This is a genomic window from Methanofastidiosum sp., from assembly GCA_013178285.1.
GTDB lineage: Archaea > Methanobacteriota_B > Thermococci > Methanofastidiosales > Methanofastidiosaceae > Methanofastidiosum.
On the sequence record JABLXD010000016.1, the window covers coordinates 23547 to 41634 of the forward strand.

Annotated in this window: 17 protein-coding genes and 2 tRNA genes; 4 read left to right on the forward strand and 15 right to left on the reverse strand. The window is 33.9% G+C overall.

Translation table 11 applies throughout. The features are described from left to right. Positions 1 to 162 precede the first annotated feature (162 nt). Genes HPY60_06430 through HPY60_06440 form a run of 3 tightly spaced genes read right to left on the reverse strand, consistent with a single transcriptional unit; the run spans position 163 to position 3110 of the window. The gene (locus HPY60_06430) at positions 163 to 558 is read right to left on the reverse strand and encodes a Neelaredoxin (protein ID NPV50818.1); all 396 of its coding nucleotides are present in this window, start codon (positions 556 to 558) and stop codon (positions 163 to 165) included. A gap of 9 nt (positions 559 to 567) precedes the next feature. Beyond that, complete coding sequence (locus tag HPY60_06435) at positions 568 to 693, reverse strand: desulfoferrodoxin FeS4 iron-binding domain-containing protein (GenBank protein ID NPV50819.1); 126 nt, start codon at positions 691 to 693, stop codon at positions 568 to 570. A 20-nt stretch (positions 694 to 713) separates the two neighbouring features. Beyond that, positions 714 to 3110: an AAA family ATPase gene (locus HPY60_06440; GenBank protein NPV50820.1), complete on the reverse strand. Its 2397-nt coding sequence runs from the start codon at positions 3108 to 3110 to the stop codon at positions 714 to 716. A gap of 205 nt (positions 3111 to 3315) precedes the next feature. Here HPY60_06440 and HPY60_06445 point away from each other — a divergent pair, with 205 nt between their 5' ends. Then, positions 3316 to 3846, forward strand: coding sequence for a nitroreductase family protein (locus HPY60_06445; protein ID NPV50821.1), 531 nt, complete (start codon positions 3316 to 3318; stop codon positions 3844 to 3846). Between the two features lie 32 nt (positions 3847 to 3878). On the opposite strand, the gene HPY60_06450 is transcribed toward HPY60_06445, so the two are convergent. From HPY60_06450 to HPY60_06505, 12 genes are all read right to left on the reverse strand, one after another. Continuing rightward, entirely contained in the window at positions 3879 to 4280 is a 402-nt protein-coding gene (locus HPY60_06450; GenBank protein ID NPV50822.1) for a hypothetical protein, read from the reverse strand. A 205-nt stretch (positions 4281 to 4485) separates the two neighbouring features. After that, positions 4486 to 5187, reverse strand: a complete 702-nt coding sequence (locus HPY60_06455) for a hypothetical protein (GenBank protein ID NPV50823.1) — start codon at positions 5185 to 5187, stop codon at positions 4486 to 4488. A gap of 92 nt (positions 5188 to 5279) precedes the next feature. Then, positions 5280 to 8117, reverse strand: coding sequence for an excinuclease ABC subunit UvrA (uvrA, locus tag HPY60_06460; protein NPV50824.1), 2838 nt, complete (start codon positions 8115 to 8117; stop codon positions 5280 to 5282). A gap of 155 nt (positions 8118 to 8272) precedes the next feature. Beyond that, positions 8273 to 8734 carry a divergent PAP2 family protein gene (locus HPY60_06465; protein NPV50825.1) on the reverse strand — a complete coding sequence of 154 codons (462 nt, stop codon included), beginning with the start codon at positions 8732 to 8734 and terminating at the stop codon, positions 8273 to 8275. 78 nt (positions 8735 to 8812) lie between these two features. Continuing rightward, the gene (locus HPY60_06470) at positions 8813 to 9772 is read right to left on the reverse strand and encodes a HAMP domain-containing histidine kinase (protein ID NPV50826.1); all 960 of its coding nucleotides are present in this window, start codon (positions 9770 to 9772) and stop codon (positions 8813 to 8815) included. A gap of 92 nt (positions 9773 to 9864) precedes the next feature. Further along, complete coding sequence (locus tag HPY60_06475) at positions 9865 to 10221, reverse strand: hypothetical protein (GenBank protein NPV50827.1); 357 nt, start codon at positions 10219 to 10221, stop codon at positions 9865 to 9867. A 51-nt stretch (positions 10222 to 10272) separates the two neighbouring features. Then, positions 10273 to 10950, reverse strand: a complete 678-nt coding sequence (locus HPY60_06480) for a DNA alkylation repair protein (protein ID NPV50828.1) — start codon at positions 10948 to 10950, stop codon at positions 10273 to 10275. 89 nt (positions 10951 to 11039) lie between these two features. Beyond that, positions 11040 to 12707 (reverse strand): thermosome subunit, encoded by a 1668-nt coding sequence (locus HPY60_06485; protein ID NPV50829.1) that lies wholly within the window; start codon positions 12705 to 12707, stop codon positions 11040 to 11042. 134 nt (positions 12708 to 12841) lie between these two features. Next, entirely contained in the window at positions 12842 to 13555 is a 714-nt protein-coding gene (locus HPY60_06490) for a hypothetical protein (protein ID NPV50830.1), read from the reverse strand. 27 nt (positions 13556 to 13582) lie between these two features. Next, the gene (locus HPY60_06495; protein NPV50831.1) at positions 13583 to 13816 is read right to left on the reverse strand and encodes an Lrp/AsnC ligand binding domain-containing protein; all 234 of its coding nucleotides are present in this window, start codon (positions 13814 to 13816) and stop codon (positions 13583 to 13585) included. Between the two features lie 101 nt (positions 13817 to 13917). Further along, entirely contained in the window at positions 13918 to 15483 is a 1566-nt protein-coding gene (locus HPY60_06500; GenBank protein NPV50832.1) for a hypothetical protein, read from the reverse strand. Next, the gene (locus HPY60_06505) at positions 15484 to 16770 is read right to left on the reverse strand and encodes a hypothetical protein (protein ID NPV50833.1); all 1287 of its coding nucleotides are present in this window, start codon (positions 16768 to 16770) and stop codon (positions 15484 to 15486) included. A 143-nt stretch (positions 16771 to 16913) separates the two neighbouring features. On the opposite strand from HPY60_06505, the gene HPY60_06510 reads away from it, so the two are divergent. The 3 genes from HPY60_06510 to HPY60_06520 all read left to right on the forward strand — a co-directional run bounded on the left by HPY60_06510 (position 16914) and on the right by HPY60_06520 (position 18057). Further along, on the forward strand, positions 16914 to 17837 hold the full coding sequence (locus tag HPY60_06510; GenBank protein ID NPV50834.1) for a prenyltransferase: 924 nt from the start codon (positions 16914 to 16916) through the stop codon (positions 17835 to 17837). 68 nt (positions 17838 to 17905) lie between these two features. After that, positions 17906 to 17978, forward strand: a tRNA-Asn gene (locus HPY60_06515). A 5-nt stretch (positions 17979 to 17983) separates the two neighbouring features. Then, positions 17984 to 18057: transfer RNA gene (locus tag HPY60_06520), tRNA-Ile, on the forward strand. Positions 18058 to 18088: the final 31 nt, after the last annotated feature.

Sequence of the window (18088 nt, forward strand, 5' to 3'; positions counted from 1 at the left end):
ATAAACAGGATCAAGATTTATATTTGAATAATAAATTTTTTTAAAATATGTTATTATTTTACCAAAATAATTAGAAGTATTATTTTTTTCTATATCCATGGTCAATTAAAATTGTGAAAAGTATTATTTAAGATTTTTGGTGATATGAATAAAAAAATAAAATTAATTAACTTTAACTTCTTTTGAGAATTCCCATAGCCCGTGGATATTACATAGAGAAACTGCAAATAATGTTCCAGACTTTGCTATTTTTAGAGATGTTTTTACTTCGTGATTTGTATATACCGGTCCTGTGTTTGGTCCCTGTGTACTTTCTCCGTGTGCATTAAACTCATAGTTTCCAACTTGATATAGTGCTTTTTCGCCTTCAGGCTGATAGTAAAGCATTATCCACCTGATATGATGTTCAGTGGTATTTGGGTGTGCAATGTCCTTCCCAATAGCAACTTTGACTTCGAATACCTCATTTGCCTTTACTGAATCTGGGCAATCAATTACAGGCACGTGTTTTTCCTTTTTCCAATCAGCTTCTTGAATTTTATCTCCAATCTTAACCATTTTTACCATCTACTCCTGTAAAACCATTGGTTCGCCACAGCAGATTAATTCTCCCCCGCCTGCTTCCAATACTTCTACAATATTTCCACAAATTTCACATTTGTAGATTTCACCAACTTCTTTTACCTGTACCATTTTTAATCTCCTCCTATTATTTAATGATTATTTTTTTTATTTTCTGAAGATTCTTCCATTTTTTCGGCCATTTCTTTGAGACGTTTGTCAACCATTCCATATATTGTATTTTCAGGATATTTGCCATCTTTTCCTTTTGCTCCAGCTTTAACTCCTGTTAGTATCTCGATTCCTTCTTTGATGTTATCCACTGAGTATATGTGGAACTTACCATTTCTTACTGATTCAACAATTTCTTCTTTTAGCATTAAATTTTGTACATTGCTTCTTGGAATTAAAACGCCTTGTTTTCCATTGAGTCCTTTAGCCTTGCATATCTCATAGAATCCTTCAATCTTATAGTTTACTCCTCCAATTGCCTGGACTTCTCCTTTTTGATTTACAGACCCTGTAACTGAAAAATATTGTTTGATTGGAACTTCTGAAAGTGCAGATAATATTGCGTAAAGCTCTGTGCTTGATGCGCTATCTCCGTCAACTCCTTCATAGTTCTGTTCGAACACGAGTCGAGCAGTAAGATTTAGTGGTTTATCTTGTGCAAAGTTTTCTGCCAAATATCCCCCTAAAATCATTACACCTTTTGAGTGAATATTTCCTCCCATCTTAGCTTCTCTTTCAATATCGATAATTCCCCCTCTACCAATATTTACTGTGGCTGTGACTCTAGAAGGCCTACCAAAGGCAAAATCTCCAAGGCTAAGAACTGCAAGACCATTTATTTGGCCAACTGCTTCCCCTTCAGTATCAATTAAGTAAAAGCCTCTTGTTATCATCTCATTTACTCTTTCTTGAATGAGATTTGATCGGTAGTTCTTTTCCTCAACGGCTTTTACAATGTGAATATCTTTTATCATATTATTTTTATCTTCTTTTGCATAGAAGTTAGCTTCACGGATTATATCTGCTATATCCGCAAATCTTGTAGATAATTTCTCCTGATCATCGGCCAGTCTTGCGCCATATTCTATTACCTTCCCTATGGCAGATGAATCTAAATGTAACAGATTTTCTTTTGAACAAAGAGAGCATATAAATGAGACATAATTTTTTATATTGCCATCGTTGAAATCCATATTAATATCGAATTCCGCCTTTACCTTGAATAGCTCTTTAAATTCAGGATCAAGAGAAAATAGAGTCTGGTATATCATTGGATTTCCCACAATGACAACTTTAATGTCCAAAGGTATTGGGGCAGGTCTTAATCCTTTTGTAGTAATAAATCCAAGCCTCTCCCCAGCTTCTTCAACCACTGCTTCTTCACTATTCAAGGCTCTTTTCAATCCATCATATGAAAAGAGGTTTTTAACCAACTCTTCAGCAGGGATTACGAGATAACCTCCATTTGCTTTGTGTATAGATCCTCCGCGTATCATAGTAAAATCTGTAGTCAGCATTCCAAATTGTGCTTCTTTTTCTATTCTTCCAAAAAGATTCTGATATGTAGGATTTAATTCAACTACGACTGGCCTACCCTTAAGTTCAAAATTATCGATAAATAAATTAACCATATATTTCCTAAATGGTAACTCTTCTGCCCATGGGGCTTGAACTGGAGCTTGCGGAATATTTGGTTTATAGAACAAGGGTATATTTTCCAATATATCCTCTTGCATATCCTTTAAATAGTTAATAATCTCAGGATAGTCAGAATACTTTTTATTCAAATCTTCTAACAAATGCCCTATTGTAAAAAGAGCCACTTCTTTATTTAGTTCTTTTATTTCTTCAAATGTCTTAGTATCAAGTTCTTTTAGCTGCCTAAATACTAACCTTAGTTCAGAGTTTAATTTATCTCTACTTTTTTGTATATCGTCTTTCTTTTCAGGGCTCAAAGCGATAAATTCTTCTTCGGTCATTGGTCTACCACCCACAACAGGAACAAAAACAAATCCCATTGGTGTGCTTTGAACTATTAAACCTTCTTTCTCTGCTTTTTTATTTAGTTCAGAAAAGATTTTATTACGCTCGGCTTCAATTTTTTGGATAGTTCCTTCTCTCTTTATGGCAAAATCTTCACTTTCAAAGGCTTTTGGAAGGTTAATTTTAGCCTCATTTAAGAAATTAGACATATCTTTGTGGAATACTCTACCCTGCCCAGTTTTTAATTTAATGACTTTAGGTTCGTATGGTTCCTGAAAATTATTGACATAACACCAGTCAGAAGGAGAAGTTTGATCTTCAGCAAGCTTGTCCAGAAAGCTCTTTACTGCAGTCATTTTTCCAGTTCCAGGAAAACCTGCAACAAAAATATTAAATCCTTTCTCTTTTATCTGGAGTCCAAATTTTAGAGCCTTTAATGCTCTATCTTGACCGACAATGTCCTCTAGTGGAGCTACTTCTTGACTGCTTTTACATTTTATTTTATCCTTACCAAATGTCCTTCTTATCATATCTGCAGAAAGTTCTTTTGTCATAAAATCACTTTAATAATTTATTACTCATTATTATTTTTAGTTCTAAAAAGGTTTTCTATTTAAAAAAAAGATTTTTATCAAATAACCTAATTTATTAAAAGATTTAAAATGAATAATATGTAGAAAGAGGGAAATAAGAGTTATATCTAATTAATTTAAAGCTGAAATTTATTGCACTATTAACCATATAATTTTTATATTAAGAATCCAAATAATAGACAGGGATACTATGGATTTTTTGGATGTTATTATGTCGAGAAGAAGTATTAGAAAATACAGGCATAATAAGGTGCCTGAAGACCATGTAAAAAAAATCTTAGAAGCAGCTATGAATGCACCTTCAAGAAAAAATGAAAGGCCGTGGCATTTTGTAATAATAGATAAAAGGGAAATACTAGATAAAATACCTTCTTTTCATCCAAATTCAAAAATGCTCTTTGAAGCCCCAATGGCAATTCTAGTTGCGGGTGACTTAAATATCTCAAGAGACATATTTATTACAATTAATTGTTCGGCGGCAACTGAGAATATACTTTTAGCAGCACATTCTCTTGGGCTTGGTGCATGTTGGCTAGGAGTATACCCAGATGAAGAAAGGGTGAACGGTATCAAAGAAATACTTCATTTACCAGAAAATATATTTCCAGTTTCACTTATTTCAATAGGGTACCCGGATGAAGGAAAGCCTCGAATAAATAGATTTGAAGAAAATAGAATCCATTATAATAAATGGTAAAGAAAATTCAAAAATAAAAGGAAATAATTCCTTTACTCTTCATCAGAAGTGTTTTCGGTGTAGATTTTTGGTACCATTGGTTCGTATTGTTTTTGTGTCTTTGTTAATGACTGAATATCATATGAGTACCATCCTGGGGTATCTCTTTCAGTTGTAAATTCGTATGTTCCAAAGTTCTTCTTTAGTAGTGGAGAGTTCAATTTTAAATCTCCCATTGGTGTTAATATTGAGTGGACTAACTTGTTACCATTAAAGTCCATTGTACCATTTCTTACGTTGTTAAGAAAACTCTTAGCAACAATTTTTGATACTGCTGATGTTGTGTTACTTGGACATGTTGTATTCTGTTCGTCCGTTGAACACGTTTCTCCTAACATTGGGGCGATTGAGGCCATTAATAGTCCCATCACCAATATAGCAGTTATTTTTTTCATATCTATCACCTCTAGTGCATATCTATTAATACAGCAACAGTATATAAAGCTTTCGATATTGATAAATAAATTTAACAATATTGATAAACAATAATTACATAAATTTGATAATCAATGATTAATGATGCGAAATTAGGCTAAGAAGTAAAATTATTAAAAGACATTATAACTAAAAATATGATTGGGGTCTAGTAGTAATTAGAAATTAATAAAAAATTAAAGGCCATATGATGTGCCAGATTAGGTAAAATGAAAGTCTAGTTGAAATTGCGGATAAAAAACCATATTTTCTCAAAATATATAAAACTGTTAATTCAGTAATAAATATCAAAAATCCAATAGAATATATCACATATACTGAACTTGCGTGGATTGGAACTCCCGGAATACTGAATGCCATAACCATGCCAAATGCGGAGGTTAATCCCAATAGTACTGAAAAAATCCAGTAGACTTCCTTGTTATATCGACCTTTTAGTAATTTGCTAGAAAAAAGAAAAACAAGTAAGGTAACAGGAAATAAATGCAAAACTGCCTCTGAATATATTCCTCCCCACAAATAAAATAATATCGATAGGGGAAATCCCACACTCATGTTTCCAATCTTTGCATAATAATCAAATGTAATGAAGATAACTCCAATTAATATTCCAACTACAATTGGCAGAAGAAATCTATTTTTATTTGAAACTTTAGGATCCCACATACTAGGTATCCCAACTTTATCTGAAATCCTAATTCCTATATAACCTAAAATAAATGCCAATGCAATTTCAATCCAGGAAAATGAAGCTATCCTGCCAGGGTAGATATGATTAGGTGAGAAAATAATATCGAATAATTTAATAACTAACATTATTCCGATTAGTATTAAGAATGTTTTATCCCGAACTGAAATTTTTTTCATAAAAACGGATAAAAAGAAGATTTATAAGTGTTCCCCCACTCTAATTGAATTATTTATTAGACTACAGACCTAATCTTAGTGCTATCATTAGTCTATATTAAAGCACCATCTCGCTTTAATACTTCTTCTAAGAATCTTCCAGTATGACTTTTAGTAGATTTAATAATTTCTTCAGGCGGGCCTTCTACTAGGATTTCTCCACCTTTTTGGCCACCTTCTGGACCAAGGTCAATTATGTAATCTGCAGTTTTAATTACATCCATATTATGTTCAATGACTAAGACAGTATTGCCATTTTCTCTTAAACGCAAAAGTACGTCAAGCAACTTTTTAACATCGTGAAAGTGAAGTCCCGTTGTAGGCTCGTCTAGTATATAAAGAGTCTTGCCGGTGGCTTTTTTTGAGAGCTCTTTTGATAATTTTACTCTTTGCGCCTCTCCTCCAGAAAGTGTTGTTGCAGGTTGTCCAACTTTAATATAAGATAATCCTACATCATATAAAGTTTGAAGTTTATTTCTTATGGAGGGAATATTTTCAAAAAAGTGTAGGGCTTCTTCAACTGTCATATCAAGAACTTCAGAGATAGATTTTCCCTTGTACTTGACTGTTAGGGTCTCTCTGTTGTATCTCTCTCCTTTACACTCCTCACATTTAACATAAACATCAGGCAAGAAATGCATTTCAATTTTAATTAATCCATCTCCTCTACAGTTTTCGCACCTTCCACCTTTAACGTTGAAAGAAAATCTACCTTTCTTAAATCCTCTTCTTTTTGATTCTGGAAGTTCAGAGAAAAGCTCCCTTATTGGAGTAAATAGTCCGGTGTATGTTGCAGGATTAGATCTTGGACTCCTTCCAATGGGACTTTGGTCAATAATAATCACTTTGTCAATGTTTTCTATTCCCAAAATTTCATCGTGGTCACCTGGATTATCTACTGCCCTATAAAATTTCTTAGCAAGATCTTTATACAATATTTCATTAATCAAAGTGCTTTTCCCACTGCCAGAAACCCCAGTTACACAAACAAACAAACCTAAAGGGATCTTTACATCAATATTTTTTAGATTGAATTGCCTTGCGCCTTTGATTGTGATATAAGAATTACTTTGTTTTCTTATTTTAGGAACTTCAATTCTAAGTTTTCTTGATAGATATTTTCCGGTAAGTGAATCCAGATTTTCCATTACTTCTTCAGGCGAACCGACTGCAACAACTTCTCCGCCGTGCACTCCAGCTCCAGGCCCTATATCTACAAGATAATCTGAAGATAACATCATCTCTTCATCATGCTCAATGACAATCACAGTATTTCCTATATCTCTCAATCTTTTGAGCATGACGATAAGTTTGGCATTATCCCTTTGATGTAATCCGATGCTCGGTTCATCCAATATATAAAGAACCCCTACAAGTTGAGACCCAATTTGAGTTGCAAGTCTAATTCTTTGAGACTCCCCTCCAGAGAGAGTTCCTGCCCTTCTATCCAAAGTCAAGTAGTCAAGGCCTACGCTCAAAAGGAATCCTAATCTAGCTTTGATTTCTTTTAGTATCTGTTTGGAAATAATTTTTTCTTTTTCAGTAAGTTTTTCTTCTAGTTCAATGAAGAATCTATAACAATTACTAATTTGAAGTTCAGTAACATCAATTATGGAGTTATCTTGGATTTTTACAGATAAAGCCTCAGGTTTCAATCTTTTACCTTTACATACTTCACAAGGTTTTAATCTGATATATTTCTCAAATTGTTCCTTCCTATATTCGGAATCAGTTTCTTTATATACTCTTTCAAGCCATGGTATTATCCCTTCATATGTACCTTCATATGTCCAATAGGAAGGTGTACTCCTAGAGCGATAATTGTATCTTACTTTATCAGTAGTACCATAAAGTAAAATATCAAGATGTTTTTGTGACAAATCTTTAACTGGTACATCGAGCCTAAAATTAAATTTTTTAGAAAGAGCTTCCAAGGTCTGTCTTCGGAACCCTTCTAGTTTCATGTTCCATACATCGACTGCGCCACCAATTAAAGAGCGATCTTTATTTGGAATAATAAGATCGGGATCGAATTCTTGCTTAAATCCAAGCCCATGACAAGAAGGGCATGCGCCGTAAGGACTATTAAATGAAAACATTCTAGGGGTTATCTCCTCTAAACTTATCCCACATTCTGTACATGCAAAGTGTTCAGAGAAAGTCTTTCTTTCATCATTTATGTCTACAAAAACTATACCTTCTCCTTTTTTCAATGCTAGCTCAATGTCTTCGTAAAGTCTTGGGGAAATTCCATCTTTTAGGACAAGTCTATCTATTATGATATTGATGTCATGTTTCTTATATCTCTCAAGCCTTATTTCAACATTTAGTTCTTTTATTTCACCATCAACTTCTGCTCTAACAAAACCTTCTTGATTAATTTCTTTGAGAAGTGTTGAATACTCCCCCTTTCTACCACGCACTACGGGGGATAGGATAGTAACTTTTGTACCCTCGGGATAAGAAAGAATCTGATCGGTTATCTCTGTTACCGTCTGTTGTTTAATTTCTTTTCCACAATTTGCACAGTAAGGTATTCCAATTCTTGCATAAAGAAGCCTTAGATAATCATAAATTTCTGTAACAGTACCAACTGTAGATCTTGGATTTTTAGAAGTTGTTTTTTGTTCTATGGAGATTGCAGGAGATAATCCTTCGATGTATTCAACGTCAGGTTTTTCCATTAGGCCTAAAAATTGTCTTGCATATGCAGAAAGAGATTCTACATAGCGTCTTTGACCTTCCGCATAAATAGTATCAAATGCAAGAGAGGATTTCCCTGAACCAGAAACACCTGTTACAACAATAAGTTTATCTCTTGGAAATTGAACATCTATATTTTTAAGATTGTGCTCTGAAGCTCCTTTTACAGTGATATAGTCGGTACCCATAAAAAAGATGAATGAATTTCACTTAAAAACTTCTTTGTTAGAAGTTATTTTTTAATTATTAAAAAAAGCGATAAAGTAAAGGTTTTTCAGCTTAAGTAGTTTAGATTAGTTTAAAGTTATTTTTATGAAAATATAATTAGTTTAAATCTAAAAAACTATCCAAAAAAGGTCATGTATCCTAAATAGGAAAATAAAACTCCAAAAATAAATCCCCCTAATACCTGGGCTTCAGTATGCCCTAACAATTCCTTTAATTCTTCGTCAACTACCTTTCCCATACGTAGTTTTTTCATCATCTGATTTATTACCTTAGCCTGTTGACCTGTTTCCCATCTTATGCCTGTTGCATCCTTCATAACTACAAATGCAAAGACTAAAGAAACCCAAAATACAGTTGACATTCCTTCATGCAATAATATTGCGGTAGATAATCCAATAACTGTTGCTGTGTGAGAACTTGGCATCCCACCGTCTTGTAGGGCTACTTGGATTGCCAAACTTTTCTTTTTGGTAGATTCGTAAATTATTTTTCCAACAACAGATGATATATAAGCAATCAACGTTGGGAGAATAATTGGATTGTAAAAAAAACTAATTATGGTTGTTGTTAGAGTCACAATGAACTAATTTAATTAAACATTTAAATAGTTTTTGAAAATAAATCTTTTTAGTCTAGTTCGATAAAGACTACAACATTATTTTCTTTTTTTGAACTTAAGAATAAATACAGTTCCGCTTGGTTTATTATCTTCTACAGTTATGGTGCCGCCATACCTTTCAATAACTTTTCTGACGATATATAATCCAAGCCCGCTGCTCCTAGCATCTCCATGACTAAATCCTTCTTCGAATATTTTATCTTTTATATCATCCAGGATTCCTACTCCATAATCGACAATTCTAACGACGTTATATTTCCCAGATTCTTTACACTCTATGTCAATCCTTTCTGTTTTACCATGGACAATTGCATTCTTAATAATGTTATCAATTACAGGATATATGGCCTCATCGCATAAAACAATGCAGTCACCAGTAATTTGAAATTTTATATCCGGATAATTTTTTACAACACTTTCAATTACACTTCTGATTAATTTATTTGACAAATCTTCCTCAGATAAAAGGGCATTTTCAAGCTCCCCCATATTTTCTATTAGGGCAACACTCTTAAAGAGGGCATTTGTCGCTTTTATTTTCATTTTTTCATTACTTGTTTGAATGAAATCACAGGCAGTTAGTACAACAGTAAGATCATTAAGAACGTCATGCCTTAGAATCTTATTTATTACCCTTAATGCTTCATTTAGATTTTTTATTTTCTCATCAGATTCATTTTTCATTTCTGTTGCACTACTAAGTATTAGAGTTACTATAATATATGTTAAAAGTCTTGAAATAAATCCAATTTCAAAGAATTCATATGGACTCAATAGATTGGCAATTATCATATTCAATAAAATAAAAAAAGCAACATAAAAACCCCTATATCCAAACCATATACATGAAAGTACAAGAGGTACAAAGAAAACATTTGCAAAGAGGAAACCTTCATTTAAAACAAAGAAGGAATGATAAAAAATAGCTAATGTCATAGTCATTAAAATTGCTAGCGAAATTAGCTTGTATTTTTTATTAATGTCAAATATATTCATTATAAGGCCCTACCAAGTTACTTATAAAAAAATGCCAAATATGAATTTAAATAATTTAGCTTAAAAGTATCAATCAGGTAAAAAAAAGTAAATTATTTTGCCTCTTTACTAATAAGGCACAAAATTCCACCTATGAGCATTATTAGATCAAGTGGAGGTAGTAAGCTAGATATTATGGCGTACATCCCTGCTTTGTTGAAATTTTTGATATTTGTTGAAGATAATGCCATGAAACCTACTATAAGGCCTAGAATTTTAATAACTGCCGCAATAACAATGAAGAATCCGGCAAATATGGGAATGCCTCTAGTGTATCTGAGCGGGAATAAAGCTACGGAACTAAATCCAGCGAGCATCCCCAATACCCCAACTATCCCAAGTATAAGCGAAACCAATATCAATATTTTTCCAATCTTAGCTTCAGTACTAAGTCCTTGTAATTCTAACATATTTACACCGAATGAAAATATATTTAAACTCTTTAAATTATTTTTGGAGTTTCATTTTTTAATTCGCTCAACTATTTTAGGATTTTTCAGTTCTCTCAGCGCATCTGTGGCAATCCATCTTGCATATTTAGAATCTATTTTCTGTATATCATTTGCACATTCAATTGCTTTTTTATTTAAAAAGAGACTTCTCTTTCCAATTTGTCTTAAAGCCCAATTAACTGCTTTCTTGACGTATATCCTATCATCTATTGAGCCATTATAAATTTCTGGAAAGAAATTCAGAAAATCTTCATCTTTTCTATTTTTATCGTGAACTGCTAAGTTTGCCATTAAAACGTATCCTGCTCTTTTAACAAATTCTTCGTTCTTTTTACACCACTCGAATGATTTATCAAAAGCTAAGGAACTTTTTCTAAATAGATTGTTGCATGTTTGATCACATACGTCCCAAGAGTCAAAATCTTTGGCCCATTCTTCCATCTGCTCAGACGTGAGCATTTGTGGATCGTCTATCATACTAGCAAGAAACTTAGTTTCATGAAAATCTATACTCCATAGTTCTAAAGCCAACTCATGATCTTTCCCCATCTCTTTTGCCAGGAATCTTATCTTAGGAATTGTAACTCCTAGCGCCTTAGAAGTATTAATTCCATATCTTGACATTCCATCCAATACACTAGGATCTGCAAGTTCCTTTAATCTTTTTAGAATTGATTGAGAGTCCATGTAATAAAAAGTCAAGAGAAATTAATAAAGATTGTCTTAAGAAAAAAGTTGTATAAAAATATTAAAATAAAGAAAAATTATATTTTATTTTACATCATTCCAGGCATGCCGCCGGGCATTCCGCCCATACCGCCCATATCCATGTCATCGTCGCCGCCCATGCCTCTTCTCTTGCCTATTCCACTTGCAGCGATAACGTCATCGATTCTTAAGATCATTATGGCGGATTCAGAAGCACTCTTTACAGCCTGTTCTTTTATTCTGAGTGGCTCTACAACACCGGCTTTCATCATATCTTTAACTTTACCGTCAAAGATATCGATTCCGAATCTCTTGTGATCCTTTGTCTCGTGTGAAGCTTTGAGTGCAACGATTGTATCGATTGGATCCATACCTGCATTTTCTGCTAAAGTTCTTGGGATGATTTCCATTGCCTGTGCAAATGCCTTTACTGCTAGCTGTTCTCTGCCGCTAATCTTCTCAGCATATTCGTTAAGTCTCTTTGATAGTTCCATTTCGGCAGCTCCTCCACCGGCACATATTGTTCCATCTTCAATTGCTGTGGAAATGACACCTATAGCGTCTTCAAGAGCTCTTTCTACTTCCTCTAAAAAGTGCTCAGTTCCTCCCCTTAACAATAAGCTTACAGATTTTGGATCTTTGCATCCTTCGACAAATGTCATTTCGTCTCCACCGATCTTCTTTTCTTCGACAGAGCCTGCATGACCAAGGTCCTTTGCTTCAAGGTCGGCTATTTTGTTTACAACTCTTGCACCAGTTGCTTTAGCTAGTTTCTTCATGTCACTCTTTTTGACTCTTCTTGCAGCGTATATTCCGCTCTTTGCAAGGTAGTGCTGAGCCAAATCATCAATTCCCTTCTGACAGAAAACAACTGTTGCTCCAGATGCCTTAATCTGGTCAACCATCTTCTTTAGCATTGCTTCTTCCTGGTCTAAGAATGCTTGAAGTTGGTCAGGGGATGTAATCCTAATTTCTGCGTCAGTTTCTGTTTCTTTTACTTCAAGAGCACAGTCAAGTAAAGCTATTTTTGCATCTTTTAGTTTCCTTGGCATTCCATCGTGGACTCTTTCCTTGTCTATAATTAATCCCTGGATGAGTTTGGAATCTTCTACACTGCCACCTTCTTTCTTCTCTACCTTAATGTCTTCTGTTTCAACTGTGTAGTTTCCATTTTCTTTTACTGCTACCTGTTTTACTGCACTAAGTGCCAAAGGTGCTAATGTATCCTTTGATTTTTCTGCACCCTTTCCAGTCATTGCTGTCTTTGCAATTTCAAGAAGAACGTCATCATCGTTAATTGTAATCTTGTCACCGATTTCTTTCAATATTTCTTCAGCTTTTTCAGCTGCAATTTTGTAACCAGATGCAACTACTGTTGCGTGTACATCCTGATCGAGAAGGTCTTCAGCCTTCTTAAGAAGTTCTCCGGCAATGACAACTGCTGTTGTTGTTCCATCTCCAACTTCTTCATCTTGTGTCTTTGCTACTTCAACAATCATTTTTGCTGCTGGGTGAGCAATATCCATCTCACTAAGGATTGTAGCACCATCATTTGTAATAACTACGTCTCCAAGTGAGTCAACGAGCATTTTGTCCATTCCTCTTGGACCAAGTGTCGTCTTTACTGTTTCTGCTACAATTCTTCCAGCTAGAATATTCATTCTTTGAGCATCTCTGCCCATAAATCTCTGAGCGCCTTCAGGTTGGACACTCATTGGTTGTCTAATCTCTGCCATAATTTACACCTCATTAAAAATATAGCTATTTTTTGATGTATTAGAAGTGATATAAAAAGCTTTCTATCTAAAAAATAAACAGAATAGTTTTTAATAGCTATAATTGATAAAAATAATAATTTAATTTTTAAGAATTATAGATTAAACATCAATATTGAACCCACATCTTTTTCTAGCTCTACTTGAATCTCTGTACTCTCTGTTATAGAATTTTTTATTTCATAAAAGAGAGGTTCAAATGTTTTAGATCCATATACATTTAAGAAAATTATATTGTGTTCAACTGTATTTTTATCAATTTCAATTTTAGATGTAACTTTAGATACTTCAAGCCCTGAATCATAAAGGAATCTCAATAGTTTCCTATTAACGGCGACAATCTTTTCATTGAAAACTAGAGAAAGGGATAATATTTTGGAACATATGATCGCAGTTTGATCGGGCATTGTTTCAGAGAATTTGTTATACAGATTTCTCCAACTTTTATTATAGACTTCCATTTCATCTTTTTCCATACCTTCTCTTAACTTTGTGTAACCAAGTTCAACTTCTTTCTTTAGAACGTATTCTTTTATAGTCCTAATTTTGATTCCTTTTTCAATAAGAGTTTCATAAAAAGTTCTTATCTCTTCATCTTTTGGAACTGGCCCCTTTGCCCAGTAAGATAATACTCTTACCTGTTCACCCAGTAGCTCTTCACCACGGTGAACTTTCATAAGGATATCCACTAGTTCTTCTGGCATGATAACCTCTTCGATATGAAGAGATTTCATCAATGATTCAGCTTGAGAATACTTACTTTTTGAAACAAAAAGAGAAACATCACAAATAGCCGTACTTTTATTCAAGAGACCACCAAAAAAAATAAATTATATTTATACTGATATTACTATAGCAGTTGTTGTATCAATTACACCTTCTATGTAATGAATCTGTTGGATTACAGTTTTTGTTAACTCCCCAAGGTCATTTGCTTTTATTTTTGCAATTGCATCGTATGGTCCAGTTATAACATCAGCTTCTATTACTCCTTCGATCTTCTTCACAGACTCAATAACTTCTTTTATTTTTCCAATTGATACAGTTATTAACACATATGCATATACCATTAGAGCACCTATATTATGTTAGTATACAAAGTATTTAAACATTTCTTTTTATCACGTCAAAATAGAAAAAATTAAAAATTAATTTGGAGATATAATGCTTTTCAATGAATTCCGAGTGATGGATTAAAAACTCCACTTTCAATTACTTGATCCTTGAGTTTGGCAAGTTCCATTATTTCTTTTTCAAAATCTATGGCATTGATAGAGGTCCAATGGATCGAATCAGGAATAAAAAATTCATAGATGGGGTAGTTTCCATCCCATGCTTCCCCCAATCGCGGCAAGGCTACAGTTCCAGCAATTCTGATGTTTGAAAATCCAGTTTTTCCCATTAACTCGGATATTTTTTGAAGCCTATTATTCCCTATTGCAACTCCTGCAGTCTGGAGATATTCTCTCCATGGTTTCATTTTATCTATTACTTCTTCAAGACTTTTAACACCGAAAACTCTGATTAGTCTGTTTTGCCCTATAGGATTTAGATTAAATTTAGATTCATAGATCACTGCAAAGTTTTGTTCTGAAGATGAAAAAATCCTCTGACCTCCGTCAAACTCTGGCCTCGAAATAATTTCTCCAATTTTAACTTCCCTTAATTTTCTGAAAAAGTTTGTCTGGGGAATTGACTTTGATAGTTTTTCCATTTCATCGGCTAATGCCTCAGCGAATTCTATTGGACTAAGCTCCCCGCCTTCTTCAACAAAAAATCCAAAAGCAGGAGACCCGCACATATAACCTTCATATCCAATTCCATCAATTGCAGCAAGCCCAGCAACGTCCCTATTTGCCATCTCTTTCGCAATTAGCTCTACCCCAAATTTTCCACCGTGGTAGCAACCTTTGATGGAGATGCCTTCTTTATTTAGCTCATCTATTCTGCCCTTAACGGACATTGCTGTTTGAGTACTCGAAACAACACTGACCACATTTGAATTTCTGAAAATCACGTCCTCAATTGATTGGTCCCCTCCCGCCCATGGAACAACAGCGATTGTTTCACCAATCTCTTTGCTTTTTTCTGCAACAGATTCAGCATATAACGGTGCAAATAGAGGTTGGACTGAAGGTGTTTTAATTAGGCCCGAAGCCTTTACAATACTTGCAATAAAGATGCCCAGACTTTCAATAAAACCTGGAACATTAGAAGGCGTTATGTAAGTCACTAACTCTATTTCTTTACCATATTGGGATATTTTTTTTAGGGCAATTTTATCTCTAAATCCTGCATAGGCCCTAACAAAAGTATTTGCCCCTTCAATTGGGGCGAAACTTTTGAAGACTTCAGGAGGTAAGCTCAAAGTTGACAAGAAATTAATAGTTTTTTCATCGATTTTATATATAGACCTAAATTGAAAAAATTCTATTAACTCTGGAGAAAGATTTGTAAGTACGGGTAACAACTCAAGAGCAATCTTCTTTTTTTCATATTTATTATCTGACCAAGTTCTTGATACTTCTCCATACGCCCTGGCAATCTCAGAAAATGGCATATCTGTGAGGTATTTTTTCCTATTTTCCTTTAGACCTCTTACTATTTCCTTTATGTTATCCTGATTAATACTTGGTATCAGTAAAGTATAGTCATTAACTTTTTTCTCACTAAATTCCATTTCTTTTTCAATTGACTTTAGAGAGTTAGGTAAGTAGTAGCCTTTTAACTCTGACATTTAACCAGCCACCGTTTTTGCAAGTACTCCAGAACACCCTCTACTTTCAATTCTTGGGAGTCTCTCAATGCTAAGAAGAATTGGAGTAGTTTTGTTGCATCCTGGACATCCATCATAGTCTACCTTTAATTTATCTCCTGTAGTAATAAATCCAGGGAAGGATCTTGAAGATGGTTCGAGGAACGCATAGTTTCCAGTAACCTTACCTTCTTGGGGTATGGGTTCCATATGCTCATCAAACAATATTACTTCCATCCAAGGAGGAACATGCTTGTTGTTTTCTTCCGTACAATCAATCATAATTGAGTTTGCCTCTGTCATTCCATAAAGATCGATATATCTCTTTGGATCTAATCCAAAAGCCTCTTCAATCAACTCATTCATTTTATCTCTGCTGACAATTGATCTTCCTTTAAATCCACCTGTTGAAGCCAAAAAGCTATCTTCGCCAATCTTTGCATTAATTCCATGTTCCAAAACATATTTTGCAGTGTCAATTATTAAAAATGGTGGCCCCATAAAGACTACTTTTTTCCCCTGATTTTTTTCAAGCTCATTTACTATGTTTCGTATTGCATTCTTCTCAATCCTGGGGAGCATCTTCTTGATAAAATAATTCATTGCCTTCTCTTTAGAAGATCTTGGACCCCTCATTCTAAGCCTTATTATATCAGCTTTTAATTCCTCGAATGCATGGAAGACATTGCCCGGAGATATGTAGTCAGCAACAACTTTTCCATTGAATCCTACTTGGAGAAAAGTTTTTTTTGGAATTCCAAGAATGAATTTCTCCTTACCTTTGTCAAGTTTTAGAGTTGCATCAATTGCTTCAGTGTAAGATCTAATAAGTATTGACCTAGTAAATTCGTCTCTTGGCAAAAATGTAAGTTTCCCAGAAGTACCGCTACTAAAACCAAGTAACATTCCATTTGAATAAAATTCTTGAAGAAAACTTTCCAGTGAACCCATGCCCTTAGGGGTGAAGTCTATAGGAACTGAAGATATTCTATCAATCCATTTTTTAAATTCCTGTGGGCTCTTTTCTGGCGATTCCATTTGATACGACTTAAATACGCCATCAGGTATTACGATCTTATGAAAATCTTCAGGCTTAATCTCTCCATTAATTCCCTTTAACTTACAATAATCGTGATAAAATTTATTGTTTTCAAAATGATACTTGTGAGACATCCTAATTGCTTTATGTCTTAGTTTTTGTACATCTTCCCTTTTTTTGAAATAGTTTTCAGAAGAAACGAGTTTTTCAATTAAATCGGTATCAAACATTTAATCACCATATGCAATATCCTCAATGAGAATTTGTTTAATTTCAATTAACTATATATAAAAAATTTTCGGTGAAGCTAAATTTAATTTTCTAAATAAATCGAAACATTTATAATTTTTATATATTTTAAAAATTAGATAAAATGGGATTAAAAAAAGGAAACTTGACTTCTTGGATTAAGATAACTAGGCTACAATTTTATCCCATGACTTGGCTTGCGTATACAGTAGGTGCTTTATGTTCTTTTAAGATTCTGGATAACTTCAATTTTATGGCATATATTCTTGGATACGTCACTATGTTTTTGATAGAATTTGCAACTGTAGTTTCAAATGAATATTATGACTATGAAACAGATAAAATCAACAAAAACTATAGTCAATTTACTGGTGGATCTAGAATGATTGTTGAAGGAAAGATTACCTTCAAGCAAGCAAGAAATGCCATAGTTATCTCCCTTGTCTTAGCCCTAATTTTGGGGATTTTTCTAACATTTATCTATAATAGATATTCAATCTATATAGTGTCAATTGGGGCGTTACTAGGTTTGGCTTATACTGTGCCCCCTCTTAAATTATCCTACCGAGGATTGGGAGAAATGGATGTAGGAATAACACATAGCTTTTACATTGTATTGGCTGGATTTTTGTTGCAGGCACCTACACCAGGTATTCTTCTTCCTTGGTTAGTATCAATACCTCTTTTTTTTGCAATTTTTGGGGCAATAATTCTTGCTGGCTTTCCAGATTATGAAGCAGATGAAAAAATAGGAAAAAGAACGATTACCGTTGTTTTAGGAAAAAGAAATGCTTCAATAGTATCTTTTTTATCCATATCTCTTTCTATTATTTCTAGTATTTTAATAGCATATTTTGGCATACTTGGGTTTGCAAGCGTGATTTTCCTAATCGTTATAATTCACGGAATTGCACTATTATACTTATTATATTCTAAAGTCATGCAAAATTTAATAGAAACAAGAATAGACAAACTACTTCAAATTTCTTTATCATATATACTATGGTTCACTTTGATTCCTATTTTGTATTTATTAAATATTTTTTAGGATAATTGTTGGAGATAATTTTCAAGGATAGAAAGTTTTATATATGATTCTGAAATCGGAATCTTCATGCCGCCATAGCTCAGTAGGTAGAGCGCTCGACTGTTAATCGAATGGTCGCAGGTTCGAGTCCTGCTGGCGGCGCTCCTGGGCCCGTAGCTTAGCCTGGTAGAGCGCCCGGCTCATAACCGGGCGGCCAAGGGTTCAAATCCCTTCGGGCCCACACATTTCTTAAATTCTTCCAACCATTGCAA